This is a genomic window from Amycolatopsis sp. NBC_01286 (assembly GCF_035982555.1).
In the GTDB taxonomy this organism is placed as follows: domain Bacteria; phylum Actinomycetota; class Actinomycetes; order Mycobacteriales; family Pseudonocardiaceae; genus Amycolatopsis.
This window is the reverse complement of the sequence record NZ_CP108428.1, coordinates 7,411,426-7,431,874: the sequence shown is the minus strand read 5'-3', so window position 1 is coordinate 7,431,874 and position 20,449 is coordinate 7,411,426. Positions and strand designations below refer to the sequence as shown.

General features: G+C 73.0%; 19 protein-coding genes. 10 read left to right on the top strand and 9 right to left on the bottom strand.

All coding sequences use genetic code 11. The annotated features are described in order from the left end of the window. Positions 1 to 11 precede the first annotated feature (11 nt). Positions 12 to 1,250 (bottom strand): cysteine--1-D-myo-inosityl 2-amino-2-deoxy-alpha-D-glucopyranoside ligase, encoded by a 1,239-nt coding sequence (gene mshC / locus OG570_RS34905; RefSeq protein ID WP_326953209.1) that lies wholly within the window; start codon positions 1,248 to 1,250, stop codon positions 12 to 14. Between the two features lie 70 nt (positions 1,251 to 1,320). Then, entirely contained in the window at positions 1,321 to 2,079 is a 759-nt protein-coding gene (locus OG570_RS34900; protein ID WP_326953208.1) for a MerR family transcriptional regulator, read from the bottom strand. Positions 2,080 to 2,206: 127 nt separating this feature from the next. Here OG570_RS34900 and OG570_RS34895 point away from each other — a divergent pair, with 127 nt between their 5' ends. Next, on the top strand, positions 2,207 to 4,504 hold the full coding sequence (locus tag OG570_RS34895) for a tetratricopeptide repeat protein (RefSeq protein WP_326953207.1): 2,298 nt from the start codon (positions 2,207 to 2,209) through the stop codon (positions 4,502 to 4,504). A gap of 3 nt (positions 4,505 to 4,507) precedes the next feature. Here the strand turns inward: OG570_RS34895 and OG570_RS34890 are convergent, their stop codons facing one another. Then, positions 4,508 to 6,472 (bottom strand): VWA domain-containing protein, encoded by a 1,965-nt coding sequence (locus OG570_RS34890; protein ID WP_326949728.1) that lies wholly within the window; start codon positions 6,470 to 6,472, stop codon positions 4,508 to 4,510. Further along, complete coding sequence (locus OG570_RS34885; protein ID WP_326953206.1) at positions 6,469 to 7,866, bottom strand: ATP-binding protein; 1,398 nt, start codon at positions 7,864 to 7,866, stop codon at positions 6,469 to 6,471. Before OG570_RS34885 ends, OG570_RS34890 begins: the two co-directional genes overlap by 4 nt. A gap of 100 nt (positions 7,867 to 7,966) precedes the next feature. Between OG570_RS34885 and OG570_RS34880 the strand changes: the two genes are divergently transcribed. Further along, the gene (locus tag OG570_RS34880; protein ID WP_326953205.1) at positions 7,967 to 8,767 is read left to right on the top strand and encodes a hypothetical protein; all 801 of its coding nucleotides are present in this window, start codon (positions 7,967 to 7,969) and stop codon (positions 8,765 to 8,767) included. Positions 8,768 to 8,771: 4 nt separating this feature from the next. On the opposite strand, the gene OG570_RS34875 is transcribed toward OG570_RS34880, so the two are convergent. After that, a complete protein-coding gene (locus OG570_RS34875) occupies positions 8,772 to 9,344 on the bottom strand; it encodes a TetR/AcrR family transcriptional regulator (RefSeq protein WP_326953204.1) in 573 nt (190 codons plus the stop codon). Positions 9,345 to 9,392: 48 nt separating this feature from the next. Between OG570_RS34875 and OG570_RS34870 the strand changes: the two genes are divergently transcribed. Continuing rightward, entirely contained in the window at positions 9,393 to 10,151 is a 759-nt protein-coding gene (locus OG570_RS34870; RefSeq protein WP_326953203.1) for a class I SAM-dependent methyltransferase, read from the top strand. Here the strand turns inward: OG570_RS34870 and OG570_RS34865 are convergent. Continuing rightward, entirely contained in the window at positions 10,148 to 11,191 is a 1,044-nt protein-coding gene (locus tag OG570_RS34865; RefSeq protein ID WP_326951543.1) for a ferrochelatase, read from the bottom strand. The genes OG570_RS34870 and OG570_RS34865 overlap by 4 nt on opposite strands. Before the next feature lie 87 nt (positions 11,192 to 11,278). On the opposite strand from OG570_RS34865, the gene OG570_RS34860 reads away from it, so the two are divergent. Next, positions 11,279 to 11,860 carry a TetR/AcrR family transcriptional regulator gene (locus OG570_RS34860; protein ID WP_326953202.1) on the top strand — a complete coding sequence of 194 codons (582 nt, stop codon included), beginning with the start codon at positions 11,279 to 11,281 and terminating at the stop codon, positions 11,858 to 11,860. A gap of 68 nt (positions 11,861 to 11,928) precedes the next feature. Then, a complete protein-coding gene (locus OG570_RS34855) occupies positions 11,929 to 13,095 on the top strand; it encodes a Cmx/CmrA family chloramphenicol efflux MFS transporter (RefSeq protein WP_326953201.1) in 1,167 nt (388 codons plus the stop codon). A gap of 62 nt (positions 13,096 to 13,157) precedes the next feature. Here the strand turns inward: OG570_RS34855 and fabI are convergent, their stop codons facing one another. The 3 genes from fabI to OG570_RS34840 all read right to left on the bottom strand — a co-directional run bounded on the left by fabI (position 13,158) and on the right by OG570_RS34840 (position 15,197). After that, positions 13,158 to 13,925: an enoyl-ACP reductase FabI gene (gene fabI / locus OG570_RS34850; protein ID WP_247051927.1), complete on the bottom strand. Its 768-nt coding sequence runs from the start codon at positions 13,923 to 13,925 to the stop codon at positions 13,158 to 13,160. A gap of 35 nt (positions 13,926 to 13,960) precedes the next feature. Then, positions 13,961 to 14,665, bottom strand: coding sequence for a beta-ketoacyl-ACP reductase (locus tag OG570_RS34845; protein WP_326953200.1), 705 nt, complete (start codon positions 14,663 to 14,665; stop codon positions 13,961 to 13,963). Positions 14,666 to 14,942: 277 nt separating this feature from the next. Next, positions 14,943 to 15,197, bottom strand: a complete 255-nt coding sequence (locus OG570_RS34840; protein ID WP_326953199.1) for a hypothetical protein — start codon at positions 15,195 to 15,197, stop codon at positions 14,943 to 14,945. Positions 15,198 to 15,275: 78 nt separating this feature from the next. On the opposite strand from OG570_RS34840, the gene OG570_RS34835 reads away from it, so the two are divergent. From OG570_RS34835 to OG570_RS34815, 5 genes are all read left to right on the top strand, one after another. Continuing rightward, positions 15,276 to 15,977 (top strand): helix-turn-helix domain-containing protein, encoded by a 702-nt coding sequence (locus tag OG570_RS34835; RefSeq protein WP_326953198.1) that lies wholly within the window; start codon positions 15,276 to 15,278, stop codon positions 15,975 to 15,977. Positions 15,978 to 16,089: 112 nt separating this feature from the next. Further along, a complete protein-coding gene (locus OG570_RS34830) occupies positions 16,090 to 17,427 on the top strand; it encodes an MFS transporter (protein WP_326949737.1) in 1,338 nt (445 codons plus the stop codon). 7 nt (positions 17,428 to 17,434) lie between these two features. Beyond that, positions 17,435 to 18,103, top strand: a complete 669-nt coding sequence (locus tag OG570_RS34825; protein ID WP_247051930.1) for a response regulator transcription factor — start codon at positions 17,435 to 17,437, stop codon at positions 18,101 to 18,103. Positions 18,104 to 18,106: 3 nt separating this feature from the next. Next, the gene (locus OG570_RS34820) at positions 18,107 to 19,495 is read left to right on the top strand and encodes a sensor histidine kinase (RefSeq protein ID WP_326953197.1); all 1,389 of its coding nucleotides are present in this window, start codon (positions 18,107 to 18,109) and stop codon (positions 19,493 to 19,495) included. Beyond that, positions 19,492 to 20,436 carry a TAXI family TRAP transporter solute-binding subunit gene (locus OG570_RS34815; RefSeq protein ID WP_326953196.1) on the top strand — a complete coding sequence of 315 codons (945 nt, stop codon included), beginning with the start codon at positions 19,492 to 19,494 and terminating at the stop codon, positions 20,434 to 20,436. The genes OG570_RS34820 and OG570_RS34815 overlap by 4 nt, the downstream gene beginning before the upstream one ends. Positions 20,437 to 20,449: the final 13 nt, after the last annotated feature.

Sequence of the window (20,449 nt, the reverse complement as noted above, 5' to 3'; positions counted from 1 at the left end):
CCTTCACGGCTTTAGAGGGTGATGCCGAGCAGGGCGTCGACCGCGATGCGGATCAGGCCGGGGGCCGTGGGGTCGGTGCCGTCGCGGCGCAGCGCCTCGTTGGCCCAGGCGTCGATCGCCGCGAGGGCCTTCGGCGTGTCGAGGTCGTCGGAGAGGTGGTCGCGCAGCCGCGTGATCGTGTCCTCGGCGGCCGGGCCGGTCGCGAGAGAGACGGCCTCGCGCCAGCGTGCCAGCCGCGTCTGGGCCTCGGCGAGCAGGGAGTCCGACCACGGGCGGTCGCCGCGGTAGTGGCCGGCGAACAGGGCCAGCCGGATCGCGCCCGGGTCGACCTTGTCGGCGCGCAGCCGCGAGACGAACACCAGGTTCCCGCGCGACTTGGACATCTTCTCGCCGTCGAGCCCGATCATGCCGGCGTGCACGTAGTGGCGGGCGAACTGGCCGTCCTTCGCCACCGCCTCGGCGTGCGCCGCGCTGTACTCGTGGTGCGGGAAGATCAGGTCGGAGCCGCCGCCCTGGAGGTCGAAGCCGAGGCCGAGGCGGTTGACGGCGATCGCGCTGCACTCGATGTGCCAGCCCGGGCGGCCCGCGCCGAGCTCGGACTCCCACGACGGCTCACCCTCGCGGGCGACCCGCCACAGCAGCGCGTCCAGCGGGTGGCGCTTGCCCACCCGGTCGGGGTCGCCGCCGCGCTCGGCGAAGAGCTTCGCCATGGTCTCGGCGTCGTAGTTGGACTCGTAGCCGAACTTCCCGGTCGCCGTGTGGTCGAAGTACACGTCCGGGTGGTCGGCGTCGTCGGCCCGGTACGCGCTGCCGTTGGCCAGCAGCTTCGCGATCACCTCGACGATCTCCGGGATGCTCTCCACCGCGCCGACGAACTGCTTCGGCGGGATCACCCGCAGCGCGGTCATGTCCTCGCGGAACAGCGCCGTCTCGCGCATGCCCAGCACGACCCAGTCGTCCTGGTCGCGCGCGGCCCGCTCCAGCAGCGGCTCGTCGATGTCCGTGACGTTCTGCACGTAGTGGACGTCGTGCCCGTTGTCCCGCCAGATCCGGTTCACCAGGTCGAAGGCGAGGTACGTCGCGGCGTGCCCGAGGTGCGTGGCGTCGTAGGGCGTGATGCCGCAGACGTACATCCGGGCGGTGGCGCCGGGTGCGGTCGGGCGGATCTGCCCGGTGGCCGTGTCGTGGAGCCGCAGCGGGCGGGGGGTGCCGGGGATGCGGGGCACGTCGACCGATGACCAAGTCTGCATACCCTCGACTGTAAGCGTTCCTCCCGCCACCCTCCCGCCCGGTGGGACACGTCCCCCACCCGGGGCAGTGCTAGCCCCGGCGCACCGCGTTCGCCCTGATGGCGTCGCGGACGAACGCGCCGACGCCTGAGCGCTGCTCGTCCTCGCGGACCAGGAAGCCCAGCTGCACCGGTTCGGTGACGTACAGCTCACCGATCCGTTGCTGGGTCTCGTACGAGCACTCCCCCATCGCCCGGCCGAGCATCACCCGGTGCTCCTCGGCCAGGTCCATGGCCTCGGCGCTGTCCGGCGCGGCACCGGCGTCGAGGACGGCGTTCAGCCGGCCCACCCACTCCTGCCGCGCCGCCTCGCCCGCGGCCAAGTCCTCCTTGGACAGTGCCGGCGCACCCCGCCACTCGGGCGTGCTCCCCCAGCGCTGCGCCGCTTCCTCCGCGTAACCGTCCGGCTCCTGGAAGCCACCGAACACTTCGAACTTCTCCTCGGGCGTCAACGCGTTGCCCATGGCTCTCGCCTCCATCACACGATCGACGGCCGCGACCATCCGCCCCAGCTCGCCCATCCGCGCCACCAGCAGCTCCCGCTGCCGTTCGAGGTGCGCGTCGGCGTCGATGCCGGGGTCGTCGACGAGGGTCGCGATCGTCTCGAGGGGAAACCCGAGCTCCCGGTAGAACAGGATGCGCTGCAGCCGGTCGAGGTCGTCGTCGCCGTAGCTGCGGTACCCCGACGCCGTCCGCCCGCTCGGGCGGAGCAGGCCGATCTCGTCGTAGTGGTGCAGCGTCCGGACGGTGACCCCGGCGAGTGCGGCGACCTTGCCCACGGGATGCCCCATCGTTTCCCCTCCTCTGCGGCCGGTGTGGCCCTTGCCCGGACCACGGTGGTGCCTCACGCGACGTCAGGGTCAAGCGTCACCCTTCCGTAGCCCGCCCCGCCCCGCCCGCGCGGTTAACCTGACTCGGGTGAAGGCCGAGGTGACGCTGGGTGTCGCGGGTGCGGTGATCGCCTTGGTCGCGGCGCTCATCGCGTACCTGCGGCTGCGCCGGACCCCGGCCCGGGACCGGCCTTCGCCCGCGGTCACCCGGCTCGTCCTCGGCGACCTCCCCCGTGCACCGCTCTCGGCGGTGCGCCGCGGCCCGCTGCTGGCCCGGATCGACGACGCCTTCGACGGCGGCGGGTTCTGCGTCCTGCTCGGCGGGCGCGGGGCAGGCAAAACCCACCTCGCCGCCGCGTACGCCCGCGCGGCCGCCACCGACGGACGGTCCACGGTGGTCTGGGTCAGCGCCGAGGATCCCGCGAACATCGTCCGGGCGTACGCCGAACTGGCCCGCCGGGCCGGGCAGGCCGACGCCGTCGTCGACGCCGAAGCCGCCGCGCGCACCGGGATGGCGTGGCTCGACACCGTCGAGCGGCCGGTCGTCGTGTTCGACAACGCGACCGATCCCGACGCGCTCAACCGGTGGCTGCCCGCCCGCGCCCGCGTCCTCGTCACGAGCACCGTGCAGGCCTTCGAGATCCTCGGCGGCACGGTCGCGGTCGGCGGGTTCGACGAGGACGAGGCCGTCGGCTTCCTGTGCGCGAGGTCGGGCCGGGAACCCGATGAGGCCGCGGCCGGCGTCGTGCGCGAGCTGGGCGGCCTGCCGCTGGCGCTCGCCCAGGCCGGTGGCGTCATCCGGCGCCAGCGCCTCACCTTCGCGACCTACCTGGAGCGGCTGTCGCACGCGCCGCTCAACGCGCTGCTGGAGCGGGTGCCCGGCGAGGGGTACCCCGCTCGCGTCGAGGACACGGCGCTGGAGTCGCTGCGGGCGGTGACGGCCCGGGACGGGCGGGCGCGGGCGATCGCCGAGTTCGTCGCCCTCCTCGCGCCCCGGGGCGTCCGGCGCGAGCTGGCGCACCGGCTCGGCCCCGATCCGGTCGCCGTCGACGCCGCGCTCGGGGCCCTGACCGGCGCCTCCATCGCCGGCTTCGACGTCAGCGGCGAGATCGTCACCATGCACCGGCTCACCCAGCGGGCCGTCCTGAGCCGGCTGCACGCCGAGGAACGCCTGGCGGCCACCCTGGATCGGGCCTTCGACGCGCTCGAGCAGGAAACCGGAGGCTCGGACGAGAGCGACGGCTCCGCACCCGACGACCTGGCCGAGCACGTCGGCGCGGTGTGGCGGACCTTCCGCGCGCTGCCGTCGGTCGAGCTGACGCCGCGGCTCGAGCGGATCCTGCGGCTGCGGCGCTGGTCGGTGGGCCACCTCGCGGCGGCGGGCGCCCTCGCCGAAGCGCGGGCGCTGGGGCGGGAGGTGCTGGCCGACCACGACGCCTACCTGCTGGCCGGGCACGCCGACGTCGACCGCGCGGTGCGATCGCTGCGGCTGGTCTGCGTCCGCGGCGAGCGGACCGGCGAAGCGGTGGCCCTTTCCGAGCGGCTCGTCGAGCGCCGGACCCGGTGGTACGGCGAGGACGACGTGCGCACGCTCGGCGCCCGCAATTCACTCGGCTACGACCACGAGTGCCACGGGCAGCTCGACCGGGCGATCGCCGTGCACCGCGGCAACCTCGCCGCCGTGGTCCGGGTGGCCGGGCCCGACCACCAGACGGCGCTCCACGCCCGGGCCAACCTCGGCAGCGCGCTCCGGTCGGCCGGTGAGCTCGCGGCGGCGGTGCCGGTGTTCGAGGAGAACCTGCGGGAGAACGTCCGGGTGCACGGGCCGGATCACCCGTCGACGGTCAACGCCCGGGGCGAGCTGGCCCGCACCTACGTCCGGTGCGGGCGGGTCACCGAGGGGATCGCGCTGCACGAGGAGAACGCGACCCGGACCGACACGCCGTGGTGGGGGCAGTACCGCGCGGCCGCCTACCAGGCCGCCGGGCGCCACGGCGACGCGATCGGGCTGCTGCGGCGGCTGCGCGACACCGCCGAGCGCGAGCAGCCGGCGGACAGCCTCGAAACGGTGCGGGTGCGGCTCTTCCTGGCCCGGGCGCTGCTGGACGCCGGGAAGGCCAAGGAGGCGCTGGAGCTGTTCGAGCGCACGGCCGGCGACCGGACCCGGCTGCTCGGCCCGGACCACACGGGCACGCTCAACGCCCGGCGCAACCTCGGCCTGGCGTTGGCGAGGGCCGGCAAGCCGGGCCCGGCACGCGAGACGCTCACCGCCGTCACCGCCGACTACCAGCGGGTGCTCGGACCGGCGCACCCGTACAGCCGGCAGGCCGGGAGCGATCTCGCCGGGCTGACGGCGCCGGTCCGGCACCGCCGGGTGCGCCGCTAACGGTCAGCGACGCCGGGTGCGCAGGTAGTCGCCCACCACCGCCGCGCCCAGGCCGTCCAGGTCCGGTGCCACCACCCGGCCGCCCGAGCGGCGGGCGATGACGTCCACGAACGCCGTCAGCCGCGGGTCGTCGCCCAGCCGGAACACCGTCACCGACGCGCCCAGCTTGGCCAGGCGGTCCACTTCGGACAGTGTCTTGTGGAGGGTCTGCGGCTGCGGCGGGTAGTCGAAGACGGCCTCGCCGTCCGGTTCCAGGTGCGCGGTCGGCTCGCCATCGGTGACCATCAGGACCACCGGCTGGGCGTCGGGATGACGGCGCAGGTGGCGCCCGGCCAGCAGCAGCGCGTGGTGCGCGTTGGTGCCCTGCTCCCACGCGCCCTCCAGCCCGACCAGCTCCGGCAGCTCCATCGACGTCGCGTAGCGGCCGAAGGTGATCAGCTGCAGCGCGTCGTTGCGGAACCGGGTGGTGATCAGCTGGTGCAGTGCCAGTGCGGTGCGCTTCATCGGCAGCCAGCGGCCTTCCGAGACCATCGACCACGACGTGTCGACCAGCAGCGCCACCGCGGCGCGGGACCGGTGCTCGGTCTCGACCACTTCGACGTCCTCGACGTCCAGCCGGACCGCGGACTCCCCCACCGACACCGAGCGCAGCACGGCGTTGCGGATCGTCCGCGGCACGTCCCAGGGCTGCATGTCCCCGAACCGCCACGGCCGTGACGCGCCGGTCGGCTCGCCCGCGGCGCCCGCCGACTCGGTCTCGCGGTCGCCGGACTTGCCGCGCAGCGCGTTCACGATGTCCGACAGCGCCGTCTCGCCCAGGCGCCGCAACGCCTTGGGCGACAACCGGAGCGACCCGTCGGCGGCGCGTTCGAACAGGCCCTGGCGGCGCAGCTCACGCTCCAGTTCGGACAGTCGCCGCGCGTCGACGCCGGCGTCCTTCCCGAGCTGGCTCTCGAGCGCTTCCAGGTCGATGTCGTCCAGGCTCGCGCCGGGGTAGGACTGGCCCAGCTGCTCGGCCAGCGCGTCCAGCTCGGCGAGGTCGGCCATCGCCTGGGCTCCTTCGCCCATGCCGAGCGGGTTCTTGCCGCGGAAGCGTTCCGACGACGTCCAGTCCTCACCCGGCCGCGCCGCGCGCAGCTGGGCGTCCAAGTTGGACAGTTGCTGCGCGAGACGCGGGTCGCCGAAGGCCTGCTGGGTCAGTTCGGCCAGCTCCGCGCGCTGCTCGGCGGACATCGAGTTGAGCATCCGCTGGGCCGCGGCGGACCGGGCCGCGAGGGCGTCGATCAGCTCCTCGACGTTCTGCGGGTTCTCCGGGAAGTACTCGCCGTGCTTGCCCATGAAGTCGTCGAAGCGCTCCTGGATGTCCTCGGCGCCCTGGGCGTGCGCGGAGAGGAGGTCGTTGAGGTCCGAGAGCATCTCGTTGATCCGCTCGACGTCCTCGGGCCCGGCGTTCTGCAGCGCCTGCTTCATGCCCTGGAACCGCGACTCCATCAGCTCCTGGCCGAGCAGGTCGCGGATCTTCTGGTAGTTCTCCCGGCCCTGTTCGGAGCGCCAGTCGTACTCGGACAGCTCGTTGACGGCCGCGGCCGTGCCGGGCGGCAGGGCGTCCAGCTGGGCCTCGCGGAAGCGGGCGTCGTCGTCCGGGTCGGGGAACAGCTCGCGGCGTTCGGCCTCGAGGGCGTCCTGCAGGAGGCGCTGGACCTCCTGCAGGGTGCCGTCGAGGTTGTTGCGCCGCTGGATCTGCGAGCGGCGCTGCCACAGGCGCCGGGTCAGCTCGTCGAGCCCCGAGGTGCGGTCGGTGCCCCGGCGCAGCAGCTCCTCCAGCGCGGCCCGCGGCGACGAGCCGGCCATCACGTCGCGGCCGATCTCGTCGAGCGCGTCGTGCAGGTCGGCCGGCGGCGCGAGCGGGTCCGGCCCGTCGTGGAACGGGCCGTAGGAGTAGCCGTCGGGGAGCGGGACCGCGGTCATCGGCCGTAGACGGTGGTCGTGTCGTCGGAGTCCTTGGCGAGCCGCCGGGCCAGGAACAGCGATTCGAGGGCGAGTTCGACGGCGGCCGCGATCCGGCCGGCGGGTTCGTCGGGCGAGACGCCGGCGCGCGCGGCGACCTCGTGCAGCACCGGCAGTTCCGGCAGCGCCTTGAGGACGTCCTCGCCCGGTACCCGCTCGCCGGTGGCGACGAGGTGGCCGTCGGCGACCGCGTCGGCCAGCGGGCGCAGGTCGAGGCCGGCGAAGCGCTCGCGGGCGGTCTCGGCGATCGCCCGGCGCAGCAGGTGCACGAGGTGCTCGACCTCGCGGCCCTCCTCGCCCGGCTCGAACTCGATCTTGCCGCGCAGCACCGACGGCACCGCGTCGAGGTCGACCGGCCGGGCCACCGCGGGTTCCTCACCGGTCAGCGCCGAACGGCGCAGGGCCGCGGCCGCCACGGTCTCGGCCGCCGCGACGGCGAACCGCGCGGACACACCCGAGCGCTGGTCGATGACCGGCGACTCGCGGAGGTTCCGCACGAACCGGGCGATGACCTCCAGCAGCGGCTCGCCCACTTCCGCGACGAGGTGGGCCTCCTGCCGGACGACGGCGACCTCGGACTCCACGTCCAGCGGGTAGTGCGTGCGGATCTCGGCGCCGAAGCGGTCCTTCAGCGGGGTGATGATCCGGCCGCGGTTGGTGTAGTCCTCGGGGTTCGCGGTGGCGACGAGCAGGACGTCCAAGGGCAGCCGCAGCGTGTAGCCGCGGACCTGGATGTCGCGCTCCTCCATCACGTTGAGCAGCGCGACCTGGATGCGCTCGGCGAGGTCGGGCAGCTCGTTGATGGCGACGATGCCGCGGTGGGCGCGCGGGACCAGGCCGAAGTGGATGGTCTCGGGGTCGCCCAGGCTGCGGCCTTCGGCGACCTTCACCGGGTCGACGTCGCCGATCAGGTCGCCGACCGAGGTGTCCGGCGTGGCCAGCTTCTCGGTGTAGCGCTCGGAGCGGTGGCGCCAGGCCACGGGCAGGTCGTCGCCGAGCCCGGCCGCGCGCCGCAGCGACGCGGGCGTGATCGGCTGCAGGGGGTGCTCGCCCAGCTCGGAGCCCTCGATGACGGGCGTCCACTCGTCGAGGAGCCCGGAGAGGGTGCGGAGCAGGCGGGTCTTGCCCTGGCCGCGCTCGCCGAGCAGGACGACGTCGTGGCCGGCCAGCAGCGCGCGTTCGAGCTGCGGCAGCACCGTGCGGGAGAACCCGACGATGCCGGGCCAGGCGTCGACCCCCGTGCGGAGGGCGGTCAGCAGGTTGTCGTGGATCTCTTGCGCGATGGGCCGCGGCTCGTACCCGGCCGCGCGCAGGGCCCCGGCGGTGCGGGGAAGATCGTCTGGAACTACGTTCACCCGTTCGACGCTACTGCCGGATCGGCGGCCCGTCGATGTGGAGCGACTCCAGCGTGGGCGCACTGCCGGGTTGCGGAGCGGCCCGGTAAAATAGGGCGTCGTGTGCCGACCCAGTGCGACCTTCGCCGTCTGGTCCAGCGCGTGGCTGAACGGAGCCGCCGCGTCCGACGATGTGCTCGACGCCCTGCTCGCGTGGGGTGAGGCGCACGACGTCGTCGCCGCCGACGCGGCCGCCGCGGAGGCGTTCGAGCTCCCGCTGGCCTTCAACCGCGCGGCCACCCCGGTCCAGTTGCTGATGGCCCTGCGTTCGCAGGGAGCGAAAAGCATGCGGCTGGTCCTCCCCGTCCCGGGTGATGTCCGGGGCCTCGGGGGCGGCGGCCCGTTCACCGAGGCGGCGTTGCGCGCCGGTGACGCGGTGGTGCTGCCCGAACTCGGCTTCGGGATCGTGCCGGAGCCGGTCGCCGAGGGCCTGATGCGCTGGACGGTGTTCTCGCTCGTCCCCCTGGCCGCCCCGCCGGAGTACGTCGCGCTGGGCGAGGCCGAGCACGGCCTGACCGACGCGATCCGCGCGAGCGCCGGCGCGCTCCAGACGTTGAACGTCGCCAGCGACCGGCCGGGAGTGCGCGCGGAACTGTCCGCCCACCTGCGTTCCCGCCCGGACGTCGACTGGCCGGCGGGCACCCCCGGCCGCGCGCTGCGGGTGCTGCAACGCGCCGAGGAGATCGCGGCGATCCTGGTGATCGCCCAGACGGACGACCCGGGCGGCGCCCTGTCGGCGTCGGCGTCGAACCTGCGGGCCCAGGCCCTGCGGCCGCTGTCGGACGCCGTGCGGATCGCTCGCTGCGCCGCCGTCAACGAGGCCGTGCGGGTCTTCGCGGAGCAGACCGCTCGCGAAGGCTGACGTCTCAGCGGTTCGTGTCGGCCGTGATGTGCTCGAACAGACCCGGCCGGATGCGGGTGCGCACGCCTTCGGCCCACGGCTCGGCCAGCTCCTCGACGTCGAGGGCGGCCGCGGTGTTGAGCAGCATGCCGAAGGCCAGGAACGACTTCACCGTCACCGGGTCGAGGCCCGTCGGGTCGGCGACGGTGTCCCACATGCGGGCGAACCGCGTCCGGACCAGGTCGCGGACTTCGCTGTCGCCGCACGCGGCGAAGCCCTGAAGCTGCAGCAAGAGCGTCGTCCGGTCGGTAAGGGACTCGTAGTAGCGCGCGCCCATCCGCGTCAGCGCGGCCAAGCCCTCGGCGCCCTCGGCCGCGGCGGCCATGCCGTCGCTGAACCGGTCGAAGGCCGCGCCGACCAGCTCCAGGAACAGCGCCTTCTTGGTCCCGAACATCCGGAACACGTAGGCCTGCGTGATGCCCGCTTCGTGCGCTATCGCGTCGACCGAGGCGCCGTGGAGCCCGTGGTTCGCGAACTCCCCCGCCGCGATCCTCAGTACCTGGGTCCGTCGTTCCGTTCCGCTCATGCGTGTAGCCACGGCGCTTAAGTTACCAGTTACTAACTACTAACTGATACCGTGGCCGCCATGGTCGAGGACAGCTGGGCCGCACTGGCCGACCAGTTCGCCGATGGCGCTTACGCCACCGCGAAGGGGCGCGTGCGCACCTACGTCATCCACCGGCAGCTGCTGGAGCACCTCCCGGCCCCGCCGGCCCGGGTGCTCGACGTCGGCGGCGGCGCGGGACACCAGTCGCTCCCGCTGGCCCGTGCCGGCTACGACGTCACGCTGCTCGACCCGTCACCCGCGATGCTGGACAAGGCCCGGCAGCGGCTGCCGGAGGACGTGACGTTCGTGGAGGCCGACGGCGCGGACGCCGTCGAGGCGGTCAGCGGCCGGCAGTTCGACGCCGTGTTGTGCCACGGCGTGCTCGGCTACCTGGCGGACCCGGAACCCGTGCTCGACCAGCTGTGCCGGTGCGCCGCTCCCGGTGGGCTCGTCTCGATCATGGCGGGCAACGCCGACGCCGCCGCGGTGCGCCCGGCCATGGAACGACGGTGGGAGGACGCGCTGGCGGCGTTCGACACCCGCGCCGAGATCGGCGTGCTGGGCCTGCCGACCCGCGCCGACACCGTCGACGAACTCAGCGAATCACTGCGCCGCCGCGGTGTGGAACCCCTGCAGTGGTACGGAGTCTGGCTGTTCGTCGACTGGCTCGACCTCAGCGGCGCCGACCTCGATCCGGCCGACACCGAACGCGTGGCCGCGGTCGAACTCGAAGCCGGCCGGCGGGACCCCTACCGCCGGCTCAGCCGCGTCTTCCACCTGGTGGGGCGCAAAACCTAACGGCCGGGACGCTTCGCGGGCTCGCAGCAGCCGATCGCGCACGGCGCGCCGTTGACCGTGCAGCCGCCCGCCGGGAACGGCGACAGCTTGCGCGGCGCCACGTCGTGCGTGTGCTCGCGGATCAGCTCCACCACCAGCTCGGCGAACCGCGGGTCGCTGCCCGCCGTCGCCGCGCGGGCGAACGCCATGCCGTGCTCCGCCGCGCGTTCGGCCGCTTCGTTGTCCAGGTCCCAGATCACCTCGAGGTGGTCCGAGACAAACCCGAGCGGCGAGACGACCACTCCGGGGACCCCCGAAGCGTGCAGTGCGTCGATGTGGTCGACGATGTCCGGCTCCAGCCACGGCACCTGCGGCGGCCCGGACCGCGACTGCCAGACGACGTCGTAGGTCTCGACGCCGGCTTCGGCCGCGACGAGCCGGGCCGCTTCGGCGATCTGGCGCGAGTAGCGGCGACCGCCCTCGGCCGGCGGGCCGGACGCCTTGTCCGCGCTGTCCGGCACCGAGTGCGCGGTGAAGACGGTGCGGATGCCCGGCACGTTCCCCAGCGACGCGTGGGCGGCGCGGACGCCGTCGGCGATCGCCGAGACGAACAGCGGGTGGTCGAAGAACTGGCGCAGTTTCACCATTTCGGGGGCATTTTCGCCGACCGCGGCGCGAGCGCGTTCGATGTCCTCGTCGTACTGGCGGCACGCCGAGTAGCCGCCGTACGCGCTCGTGGGGAAGACCAGGATCCGCTGCGCGCCGGCCGCCGTCAGCTCGCTCAGGGTCGCTTCGACCATCGGGTGCCAGTTGCGGTTGCCGAAGTGCACCGGCAGGTCGACACCGGCGGCCGCGAGCTGCTTCTCGACCGCGGCGATGGCGTCGCGGTTCAGCTTGTTGATCGGCGAGACCCCGCCGAAGTGCTGGTAGTGCTCGGCGACCTCCAGGAGCCGCTCACGCGGCACCCCCCGGCCCCGGGTGACGTTCTCGAGGAACGGCATGACGTCGTCAGGCCCTTCCGGACCGCCGAACGAAAGCCACAGCAACGCGTCGTATCCCACCTCGGTCATCTTGCCGCTGTGGCGCCCCGCACGCTGACGCGGGCCGGTTGTGAATCGACCAGTCCAAAACCCTGGTACGGTGATCCCATGGCCAGGCCACGGGAGTTCGACGAGTCCGCCGCCGTCGACAGCGCGATGCACGCGTTCTGGGAGCACGGCTACGAGGCGACGTCGACGCAGGACCTGTGCGACGCCACCGGGCTGGGCCGCAGCAGCGTCTACAACACCTTCACCAGCAAGAAAGCCCTGTTCGAGCGGTCGCTGACGCACTACACCGACAGCCAGCTCACGGCCCGGCAAGCACTCCTCGATGGACCGGGCACGGCCGCCGAACGGCTCACCGCGCTCTTCACCACGACCATCGACGCCGAACTCGAGCGCGACCGCCGCGGCTGCCTGGTCGTGAACACCCTCGCCGAGCTCGGCATGCCGGACGACGGCATCGGCGCCGCCCTGCGCAGCGACACCGAGCGGAACCTGGCGATGCTCGGCCAGTGCGCCCGGGAAGGCGTGCTCGACGGCAGCCTGCTCCCCGGCCGGGATCCGGCCGACGTCGCGCAGTTCGTCCTCAACACCGTCACCGGCCTGAAGGTGATGTCCCGGCGCGGCACCAGCCGCGAGGCGATGTACGCCGTCGCCGATCTCGCCCTGTCCGCGCTCGTCGCCTGAACCCGGACTCCTTTCGACAACAGCATGCCCACGTTTTGTACTGACCAATACACAACCAAGGAGGACCCGTGCCCCTGGCCGTCTTCGTCCTCGGGCTCAGCGTGTTCGCGCTGGGCACGTCCGAGTTCATGATCACCGGCCTGCTCCCCGGCATGGCCGCCGACCTCGGCGTGAGCATCCCCGACGCCGGGCTGCTGATCTCCGCGTTCGCCATCGGCATGGTGATCGGGGCACCCCTGCTGGCGATCACCACGCTGCGGCTCCCCCGCCGCCGGACGCTGCTGGTGCTGCTCGCGGTCTTCCTCGGGGCGCACGTCGTGGGCGCGCTCGCCACCGGGTACGCGCTGCTGTTCGCGACGCGGGTCGTCGCCGCGCTCGCCTGCGCGGGCTTCTGGGCCGTCGGCGTCGCCACGACGATCGCGCTGGTGCCGGTCGAGCGGCGCGGCCGCGCGATGGCGGTGCTGGTCGGCGGGCTGACCGTGGCGAACGTCGCCGGGGTGCCCGCGGGGACGTTCATCGGGCAGCACGCGGGCTGGCGGACGGCGTTCTGGGCGGTCGCGGCGGTGACGCTGCTGGCGGCGGCCGGCGTGGCCGCGCTGGTGCCCGAAACGACCGGCGGCGGGATGAGCGTCCGGTCCGAGCTGCGGCTCTACCGGCGCGGCCGGGTCTGGCTCGCGCTCGGCGTGATCGCCTTGTGCCAGGCCATGATCTTCGCCGCGTTCAGCTACCTCGCGCCCCTGCTGACCGAGACGGACGGCCTGCCGGAATCGTGGGTCCCGGGCGTCCTCGCGCTGTTCGGCGTCGGCGCGCTCATCGGCATCACGGCCGGCGGGCGGCTGGCCGACCGGCACCCGTTCGCCACGCTCTACAGCTGCGTCGCGCTCGCGCTGGCGGCCCTGCTCGTGCTGGCCCTGACGACCGACGCGGTGGTCGCCGTCGCGGCCGTGCTCGTCTTCGGCGCCGCCGGGTTCGGCGCCAACCCGGCGCTGAACGTGCGCACCTACGCCGTGGCCGGGAACGCCCCGACGCTCGTGGGCGCCAGCACGACGGCGGCGTTCAACGTCGGCAACACCGCCGGGCCGTGGCTGGGCGGCGTCGCGATCGGCGCCGGGCTGGGCTTCCCGAGCGTCGCGTGGACGGGCATCGCCCTCGGCGCGGCGACGGTCGTCGCCCTCACGATCGCGGCCGCCGTCCAGCGCGCCGACGACCGCCGCCCGGTCCCGGTCGCGGCCTGAAAAGCCGTGAAGGCCTCCTTACCGGCCATAAGAGCCGGTAAGGAGGCCTTCACGGACAACGATCAGATGCCGAGGGCGTGGACTCCGCCGTCGACCATGATCATCGAGCCGGTCGTGGCCGGCAGCCAGTCCGACAGCAGCGCGCAGACGCTCTTCGCCGTCGGGTCCGGGTCCGAGCTGTCCCAGCCGAGCGGCGCGCGGTCGCCCCAGCCGTCTTCGAGGTCCGAGAAGCCCGGGATCGACTTCGCGGCCATCGTCTTCATCGGGCCGGCGCTGACCAGGTTGACGCGGATGCCCTGCGGGCCCAGCTCCTTGGCCAGGTAGCGGTTGACCGACTCCAGCGCGGCCTTCGCGACGCCCATCCAGTTGTAGACCGGCCACGCGACGCGGGCGTCGAAGTCCATGCCGACGATCGACGAACCGCGGCCCAGCAGCGGCAGGCACGCCTTCGACAGCGACATGAACGAGTACGCCGAGACGTCCACGGCGACCTTGACGTCCTCGGCGGGCGCGTCCATGAACGGCGCGCCGAGGCAGCTCTGCGGGGCGAAGCCGATGGAGTGCAGCACGCCGTCGAGGCCGTCGACGTGCTCCCGGACGTTGTCCGCGAGACCGGCCAGGTGCTCCTGGTTGGTGACGTCGAGCTCGATCACCGGGGCCGGCTCGGGCAGCCGCTTCGCGATGGTCTTGACCAGCGACATGCGGCCGAAGCCGGTCAGGACCACCTTCGCACCCTCCTGCTGCGCGATCTTGGCCGCGTGGAAGGCGAGCGAGGCGTCGGTGATGATGCCGGTGATCAGCAGGCGCTTGCCTTCGAGCAGTCCGGGCACAGGTCCTCCAAGTCTTGTTCGGGTGTGAAGCGAGGTCAGTGGCCGAGGCCGAGGCCGCCGTCGACGGGCAGCACCGCGCCGTTGACGTAACCGGCGTCGTCCGAGGCCAGGTACCGCACGGCGGCGGCGATCTCCGACGGCTCGGCGTACCGGCCAGAGGGCACCTGCGCGAGGATCTGCTTCTTGCGGTCCTCGGGCAGCTCGTCGGTCATGTCGGTGCGCACGAACCCGGGCGCGATGACGTTCGAGGTGATGTTGCGGGAGCCGAGCTCACGGGCCAGCGAGCGCGCGAAGCCGACCAGGCCCGCCTTGCTCGCCGCGTAGTTCGCCTGGCCCGCGGAACCGGAGAGGCCGACCACCGAGGAGATGAAGACGAACCGGCCCCACTTGCCGCGCAGCATGCCGCGCGACGCGCGCTTGGCGACCCGGTAGGCGCCGGTCAGGTTCGCGTTGATGACCCGCTCGAACTGGTCGTCGCTCATCCGCATGAGCAGGGTGTCGTCGGTCAGGCCGGCGTTCGACACGAGCACCTCGACCGGGCCCTGGTGTTCCTCGACGAGCTTGAACGCCGCGTCGATCTGCTCGGTGTCGGTGACGTCCGCCTGCACCCCGAAGAGCCCTTCGGGAGCCCCGGACCCGCGGTGCGTGACGGCGACCTGGTGGCCCTGTTCGGCGAGATCCCGGGCGATCGCCAGACCGATGCCCCGGTTGCCCCCGGTGACCAAGACCGACCGTCCCACAGCGTTCTCCCTCTTTCGACCGTGCGTGAGTGACGGCAAGAGGCTATCGGCAGGCCGCTCCGGGCGCGCAGCCACGCCCGCCATACCTGCAGGTAACCGCCGTCATCGGAGCCGGGTGTCGGCAACACCACACGACAAGCGCGCGCTCCGGCCAGCGGAACGTGAGTGCGGCGGGCGGGTACCGGCCGGTAGGTCGACGGAGCGTGACGTCGCGGCCGCCGGTGCGTTGTTGCTTACACTTTCCGCAACGGTGCGACGCAGACCACAGCGCGAGCCTTCAGCACCGCCGCGCGACCGGGCTCGGCGCGATGCCGCGCTCGCGCCGGTAGACGACCTCGCAGCGCGGGCACTGGTGTGGGGCGCCGCGCGCCCGGCGTTCCGACAGCACCGCGAACGTCACCACGCCCTCGGCACCGCACATCATCGACAAAGGCTCGCCAGGCACCGGGATGCCGCGCACCCACGTCCGGTGCCACAGCCCGTCGATCACGGGATGGATCGCATCAAGATCGATGTGAATCACTGCGGACACGACTTCTCCCTGGCGGTGCGGCATGTCTGTAACATCGCCAGCACAGCGAGTGAGATGAAGTCGCGAAGGGTCCACAGAGTGTCCACACCCCCGACGACCGTGCCGGGCTCCCGGCTCCGGGACGAACGTGAGGCCGCGGGCCTTTCCCTCACCGAGATGGCGAAGAAGATCCGATTCTCCAAGTCGCTGCTCGGCATGGTCGAGACCGGTCGGCGCACGGCTTCGGTCGACCTGATCGAGGCGTACGAGCACGTCCTGGGGGTCGACATGTGGCGCAAGGACATCACGCACTCGAACCTGCTGATCGTCGACAAGGCAAGCCGGGCGGCGCTGCTCGCCGGGGTCGAACGAGGCGACCCCGGTCCCCTGCGGAACACGCCGACGGCGCACCGGACCGACGTCAGCTTGGGCAGCGTCGTTTCCGGGAAAGCCGCCGAATGGTTCCGGAAGTGGGCTGTCGAGGGCGATACCGCGACGCTGCGGACCAACTCGGTGAGCGTGATCGCGAAGCTGCCGGGCCAGGAGAACGCCGACCTGGTCGTGCACGTGCTGGAGAACGATCCGAAGGTGCGACGCTTGATCGTCGCGAGCGAGATCTCGCGGCTGACCCAGCTCGACTGGACGGTCGCGCTCCAGGGCGCCGACGACCCGACGACGATCCCCGATCCGCGGAAGCTCGCGCCGAAGCTGGCCAAGGGTGCGATCGACCCGAAGGGCACCGAGGCGCGCTGGGCGTGCACCTACCTGTTGTCGCGGATGGTGCCCGTCCTGGGCCGGTAGCCCGGCCCGGGCGATGCGCGGATGTGTCCTAAGCGGGTGTAAGGAACCCTCCTCCGGCCTTGCTGGTCGTCTCGCGGTTGGTCACCGTGAGTCGCAACACAGGAGGTCGACGATGACTACCCGGATCAACGGCACCGGCGCCGCGGGCGTGAGCGAGAAGCGCGTGATCGGCAACGTGCTGCGCGGCTCCATCGGCAATCTGGTCGAGTGGTACGACTGGTACGCCTACGCGGCGTTCACCACCTACTTCGCCAAGTCCTTCTTCCCCACCAGCGACACGACGGCGGCGTTCCTCGGGACCGCCGCGGTGTTCGCCGTCGGGTTCCTCATGCGGCCGCTCGGCGGCTGGATGCTCGGGCGGTTCGCCGACCGGTTCGGCCGGCGCCGGGCGCTGGTGCTGTCGGTGACGCTCATGGCGGGAGGGTCGCTGCTGATCGCCGTCACCCCCGGCTACCAGACGATCGGGATCGCCGCGCCGATCCTGCTGCTCGTCGCGCGGCTGATCCAGGGCCTCTCGGTCGGCGGCGAGTACTCCACCTCGGCGACCTACCTGTCCGAAGTGGCCACTCCCGGCAAGCGCGGCTTCTACTCCAGCTTCCAGTACGTGACGCTCTACGGCGGCCAGCTGCTGGCCCTCGGGCTCCAACTCATCCTGCAGGCGCTGCTGACCGAGCAGCAGCTGACGGCGTGGGGCTGGCGGATCGCGTTCGGCGTCGGCACCGTCGCCGCGCTCAGCGTGATGTGGCTGCGTCGCGGCATGGACGAGTCCGAGAGCTTCACCAAGGAGGCCGGCCAGGCCTCCGGGGAACGCGGCACGTTGCGCGCGCTCGCCAAGTACCCCAAGGAGATCGCGCTCGTCGTCGGCCTCACCCTGGGCGGCACGGTGGCCTTCTACACCTTCGCCACCTACAGCCAGAAGTTCCTCGAGAACACCGCCCACATCCCACGGCGCACGGTCACGATCATCCTGTTCTCGGCGATCCTGCTGGCGGCGATCCTGCAGCCGCTCGCCGGAAAACTCTCCGACCGGATCGGCCGCCGGCCGCTGCTGCTGTTCTTCGGCATCGCGGGCACCCTGCTGACCGTCCCGATCATGACGATCATGGGCTCGACGCGGAACCCGGTCGGCGCGTTCTTCCTCGTGCTGGCGGGGCTGGTGGTCGTCGCCGGGTACACGTCGATCAACGCGATCGTGAAGGCCGAGCTGTTCCCGACGAAGATCCGGGCCATCGGCGTCGGCCTGCCGTACGCGCTGACCGTCGCGATCTTCGGCGGCACCGCCGAGCTGATCGCGCAGGCGCTGAAGAGCGCCGGGCACGAGTCGGTGTTCTTCTTCTACGTCGCGGGCTGCGTCCTGGTTTCCCTCGTCGTCTACGGCACAATGCGGGAGACCTCGAAGAGCTCGGAGCTGGAGGAACGGCCGGATCCGGTGGCCGCGGGCGAACGCTGAGAAAGGGATGGCCGTGCGCGTGCTCCTCGTCGAAGACGACGCCGGGGTCGCCGGCGCGCTCGCCGAGTCGCTGCACGCGCGCGGCCATCCGGTCACCAGCGTCGGCCGCGGCGCCGACGCCCTGCACCGCCACCGCGACGCCGACCTCGTCCTGCTCGACCTGGGCCTGCCCGACATCGACGGCCTCGACGTGCTGCGCAAGATCCGCGCGGTCTCGCCGGTGCCGGTCATCGTCCTGACGGCCCGCGGTGACGAACGCTCGGTCGTGCGCGGCCTGCGCCTCGGCGCGGACGACTACCTGACGAAACCCGTGCGGCTCGCGGAACTGCTGGCCCGGATGGACGCCGTCGTGCGGCGCGCGGTCGCCCGGGACGCCCCGGCCGGCGACGTCGTGCACGTCGAGGACGTCGAGATCGACCTGGCCGCCCGCCGGGTGCGGGTGGCCGGCGCCGACGTCGCGCTGACGACCAAGGAGTTCGAGATCCTGGCGGTCCTCGCCACCCGCCTCGGTACGGCGGTCAGCCGCCAGCAGCTGATGGACGAGGTCTGGGGCGACGCCTACCTCGCGGTGTCGCGCTCGCTCGACGTCCACCTCACGGGCCTGCGCGCGAAGCTGGACCGGCCGGGTCTGCTCACCACGATCCGCGGCTTCGGCTACCGGCTCGGCCGGGACTGAGCCGTGCGCACGCGCCTGCTGGTGGTCCTGGTCGCGCTGGCGCTGGCGGTGGTGGCCGCGTTCGCCGTGCCGCTGCTGCTCTCCACGGCCGAGCAGCGCACCCAGGAGCTGGTCATCTCCCGCACCGCCGACGTCGACCGCTTCGTCGTGCTGGCCCAGCAGGCGGTCGACACCCGCGATCCGGCCGCGCTGGCCGCCGACGCGACGCGTTACGCCGACCTGTACGGCGAAGGCGTGGTCATCGTCGACGCGCGGCGCCTGCCGCTGGTGCAGGCGGGCGGGCTGACCGCGACCGACCCCGCCGTCCACGCGCTGGTCGAGGCGACCATGCGCAACGAGCCCGGCCCGCGCGTCGACCGGCTCGGGCCGCTCTCGACCGAACCGGCGTACTTCGCGCGCCCGGTCGGCACCGGGACCCGGGTGGCCGGCGTCGTCGTGCTGCGGGCATCGGTGACGGCGGCCGCCGCGGACGTCGCCGCCCGCTGGGGCACCATCGCCGCCGGCGCGCTGCTGGTCGCCGTCGTGTTCGTGCTGCTCGCCGTGCTCCTGGCCCGGTGGATGGTGCGGCCGCTGCACGAACTGGAGACCGGCGTGCTGGCCGTCGCCGCCGGGCACCGCGCGCACGTCCCGGAACGCGCCGGGCCGCGGGAGCTGCGGTCACTGGCCGGTGAGGTCAACCGGATGTCCGAGGCCGTGCTGGAGGCCGCCGACCAGCAGCACCGACTGGTCGCCGACGCGTCGCACCAGCTGCGCAACCCGATGGCCGCGCTGCGCCTGCGCGTCGATTCCCTGGCGGGCCAAGCGGAAGGCGCCACCTACCGGGCGACCGTGGCCGAGGTCGAACGCCTCGAGAAGCTGCTGGACGGCCTGCTCGCGCTCGCTCTCGCCGAAAGCACCGCGACCCGCGTGGCGGCCGGGGCCGCGGACGAGCCGTGCGACCTCGCGTCCGTGCTCGCCGAGCGCGTCGACGCCTGGCGCCCGGCCGCCGACGACGCCGGGGCGGCGCTCTTCCCGCCGCCGGGGCACGACGAGCCGGTGACCGTCCGCTGCCCGGAGGGTGAGCTCGCGCAGATCCTGGATGTGTTGCTGGACAACGCCGTCCACTACGCGGGCCGCGGCGCGAAGATCACCACGGACTGGGAAGCCGGCGCCGAAACCGCGACGCTGGTGGTCCGCGACGACGGCCCCGGACTGTCCACTGAGGACCGGGCCCGGGCGACGGAACGGTTCTGGCGCGCCGGCGGCGAAGGCGCCCCGCGCGGAACCGGGCTCGGTCTCGCCATCGCGCACCAGCAGGTGCGCACCCGCGGCGGCGTCCTCGAACTGCGCCAGGCGGAACCGCACGGCCTCGAAGCCCGCGTCACGCTGCCGCTCGCGCAGGAGGGGCCATGACGATCACCCGGCGCACCGCCCTGCTCGGCGGCATCGGCCTCGCACTGGCCGGGTGTTCGTCGTCCGGTTACACCGGTCCCGAACGGACGCTCACCATCGCCGCCGGCGAGCGCGGCGGCTTCTACCTCGCCTTCGCCGAGCTGCTGGCGGCGGAGCTGAGCAGCGCGGAACCGCGGCTGCACGCCACCGCCGTGCCGACCGAGGCGAGCGTCGCCAACGTCGACCTCGTGCGCGGCGGCCGGGCCGATCTCGGGCTGGTGCTGGCCGACGTCGCGCAGACAGCGCTCGGCGGCGGCGCGCCGTTCACCGCGAAGGTGCCACTGCTCGCGCTCGGCCGCGTCTACGAGAACTACCTGCAGCTCGTGGTGCGCGCGGACGGGCCCGCGCACCGGCTCGCCGACCTGGCCGGCCGCCCGGTGTCGCTGGGCGCGGGCGGCTCCGGCGCGGCGCAGCTGGGCGAGCGCCTGTTCGCCCGGGCCGGAGTCGTCGTCGACGCCCGGCACCTGCTGTTCGACGACGCCGTCCACGCGCTCGCCGACCGGCGGATCGACGCGATGCTGTGGTCCGGCGGCGTGCCGACCCCGAAGCTCGCGGACCTCACCCGCTCGACGCCGATCGCGCTGCTCCCCCTCGACGCGCTGGTCCCCGCGCTGCGCACGACCTACGGGCCGGTGTACGACCAGGTCCAGGTCCCCGAAGGCGCCTACCGCGGCGTCGGCGCGCTCGGCACGATCGGCGTCGCGAACCTGCTGGTCTGCTCCCCCGCCCTCCCCGACGACGTCGCCGCGGCGGTGGTCCGGCTCCTGGTCGAACGGGCCACGGACCTGGTGCCCGCGGAAGCCGTCGGCACGCAGTTCCTGGACGTCCGGACGCTGATCGGCACCCAGCCGGTGCCGCTGCAGCCCGGCGCGGCCACGGCGTACCGCGTGCTGCACGGCTGAACCCGCTCGCTAG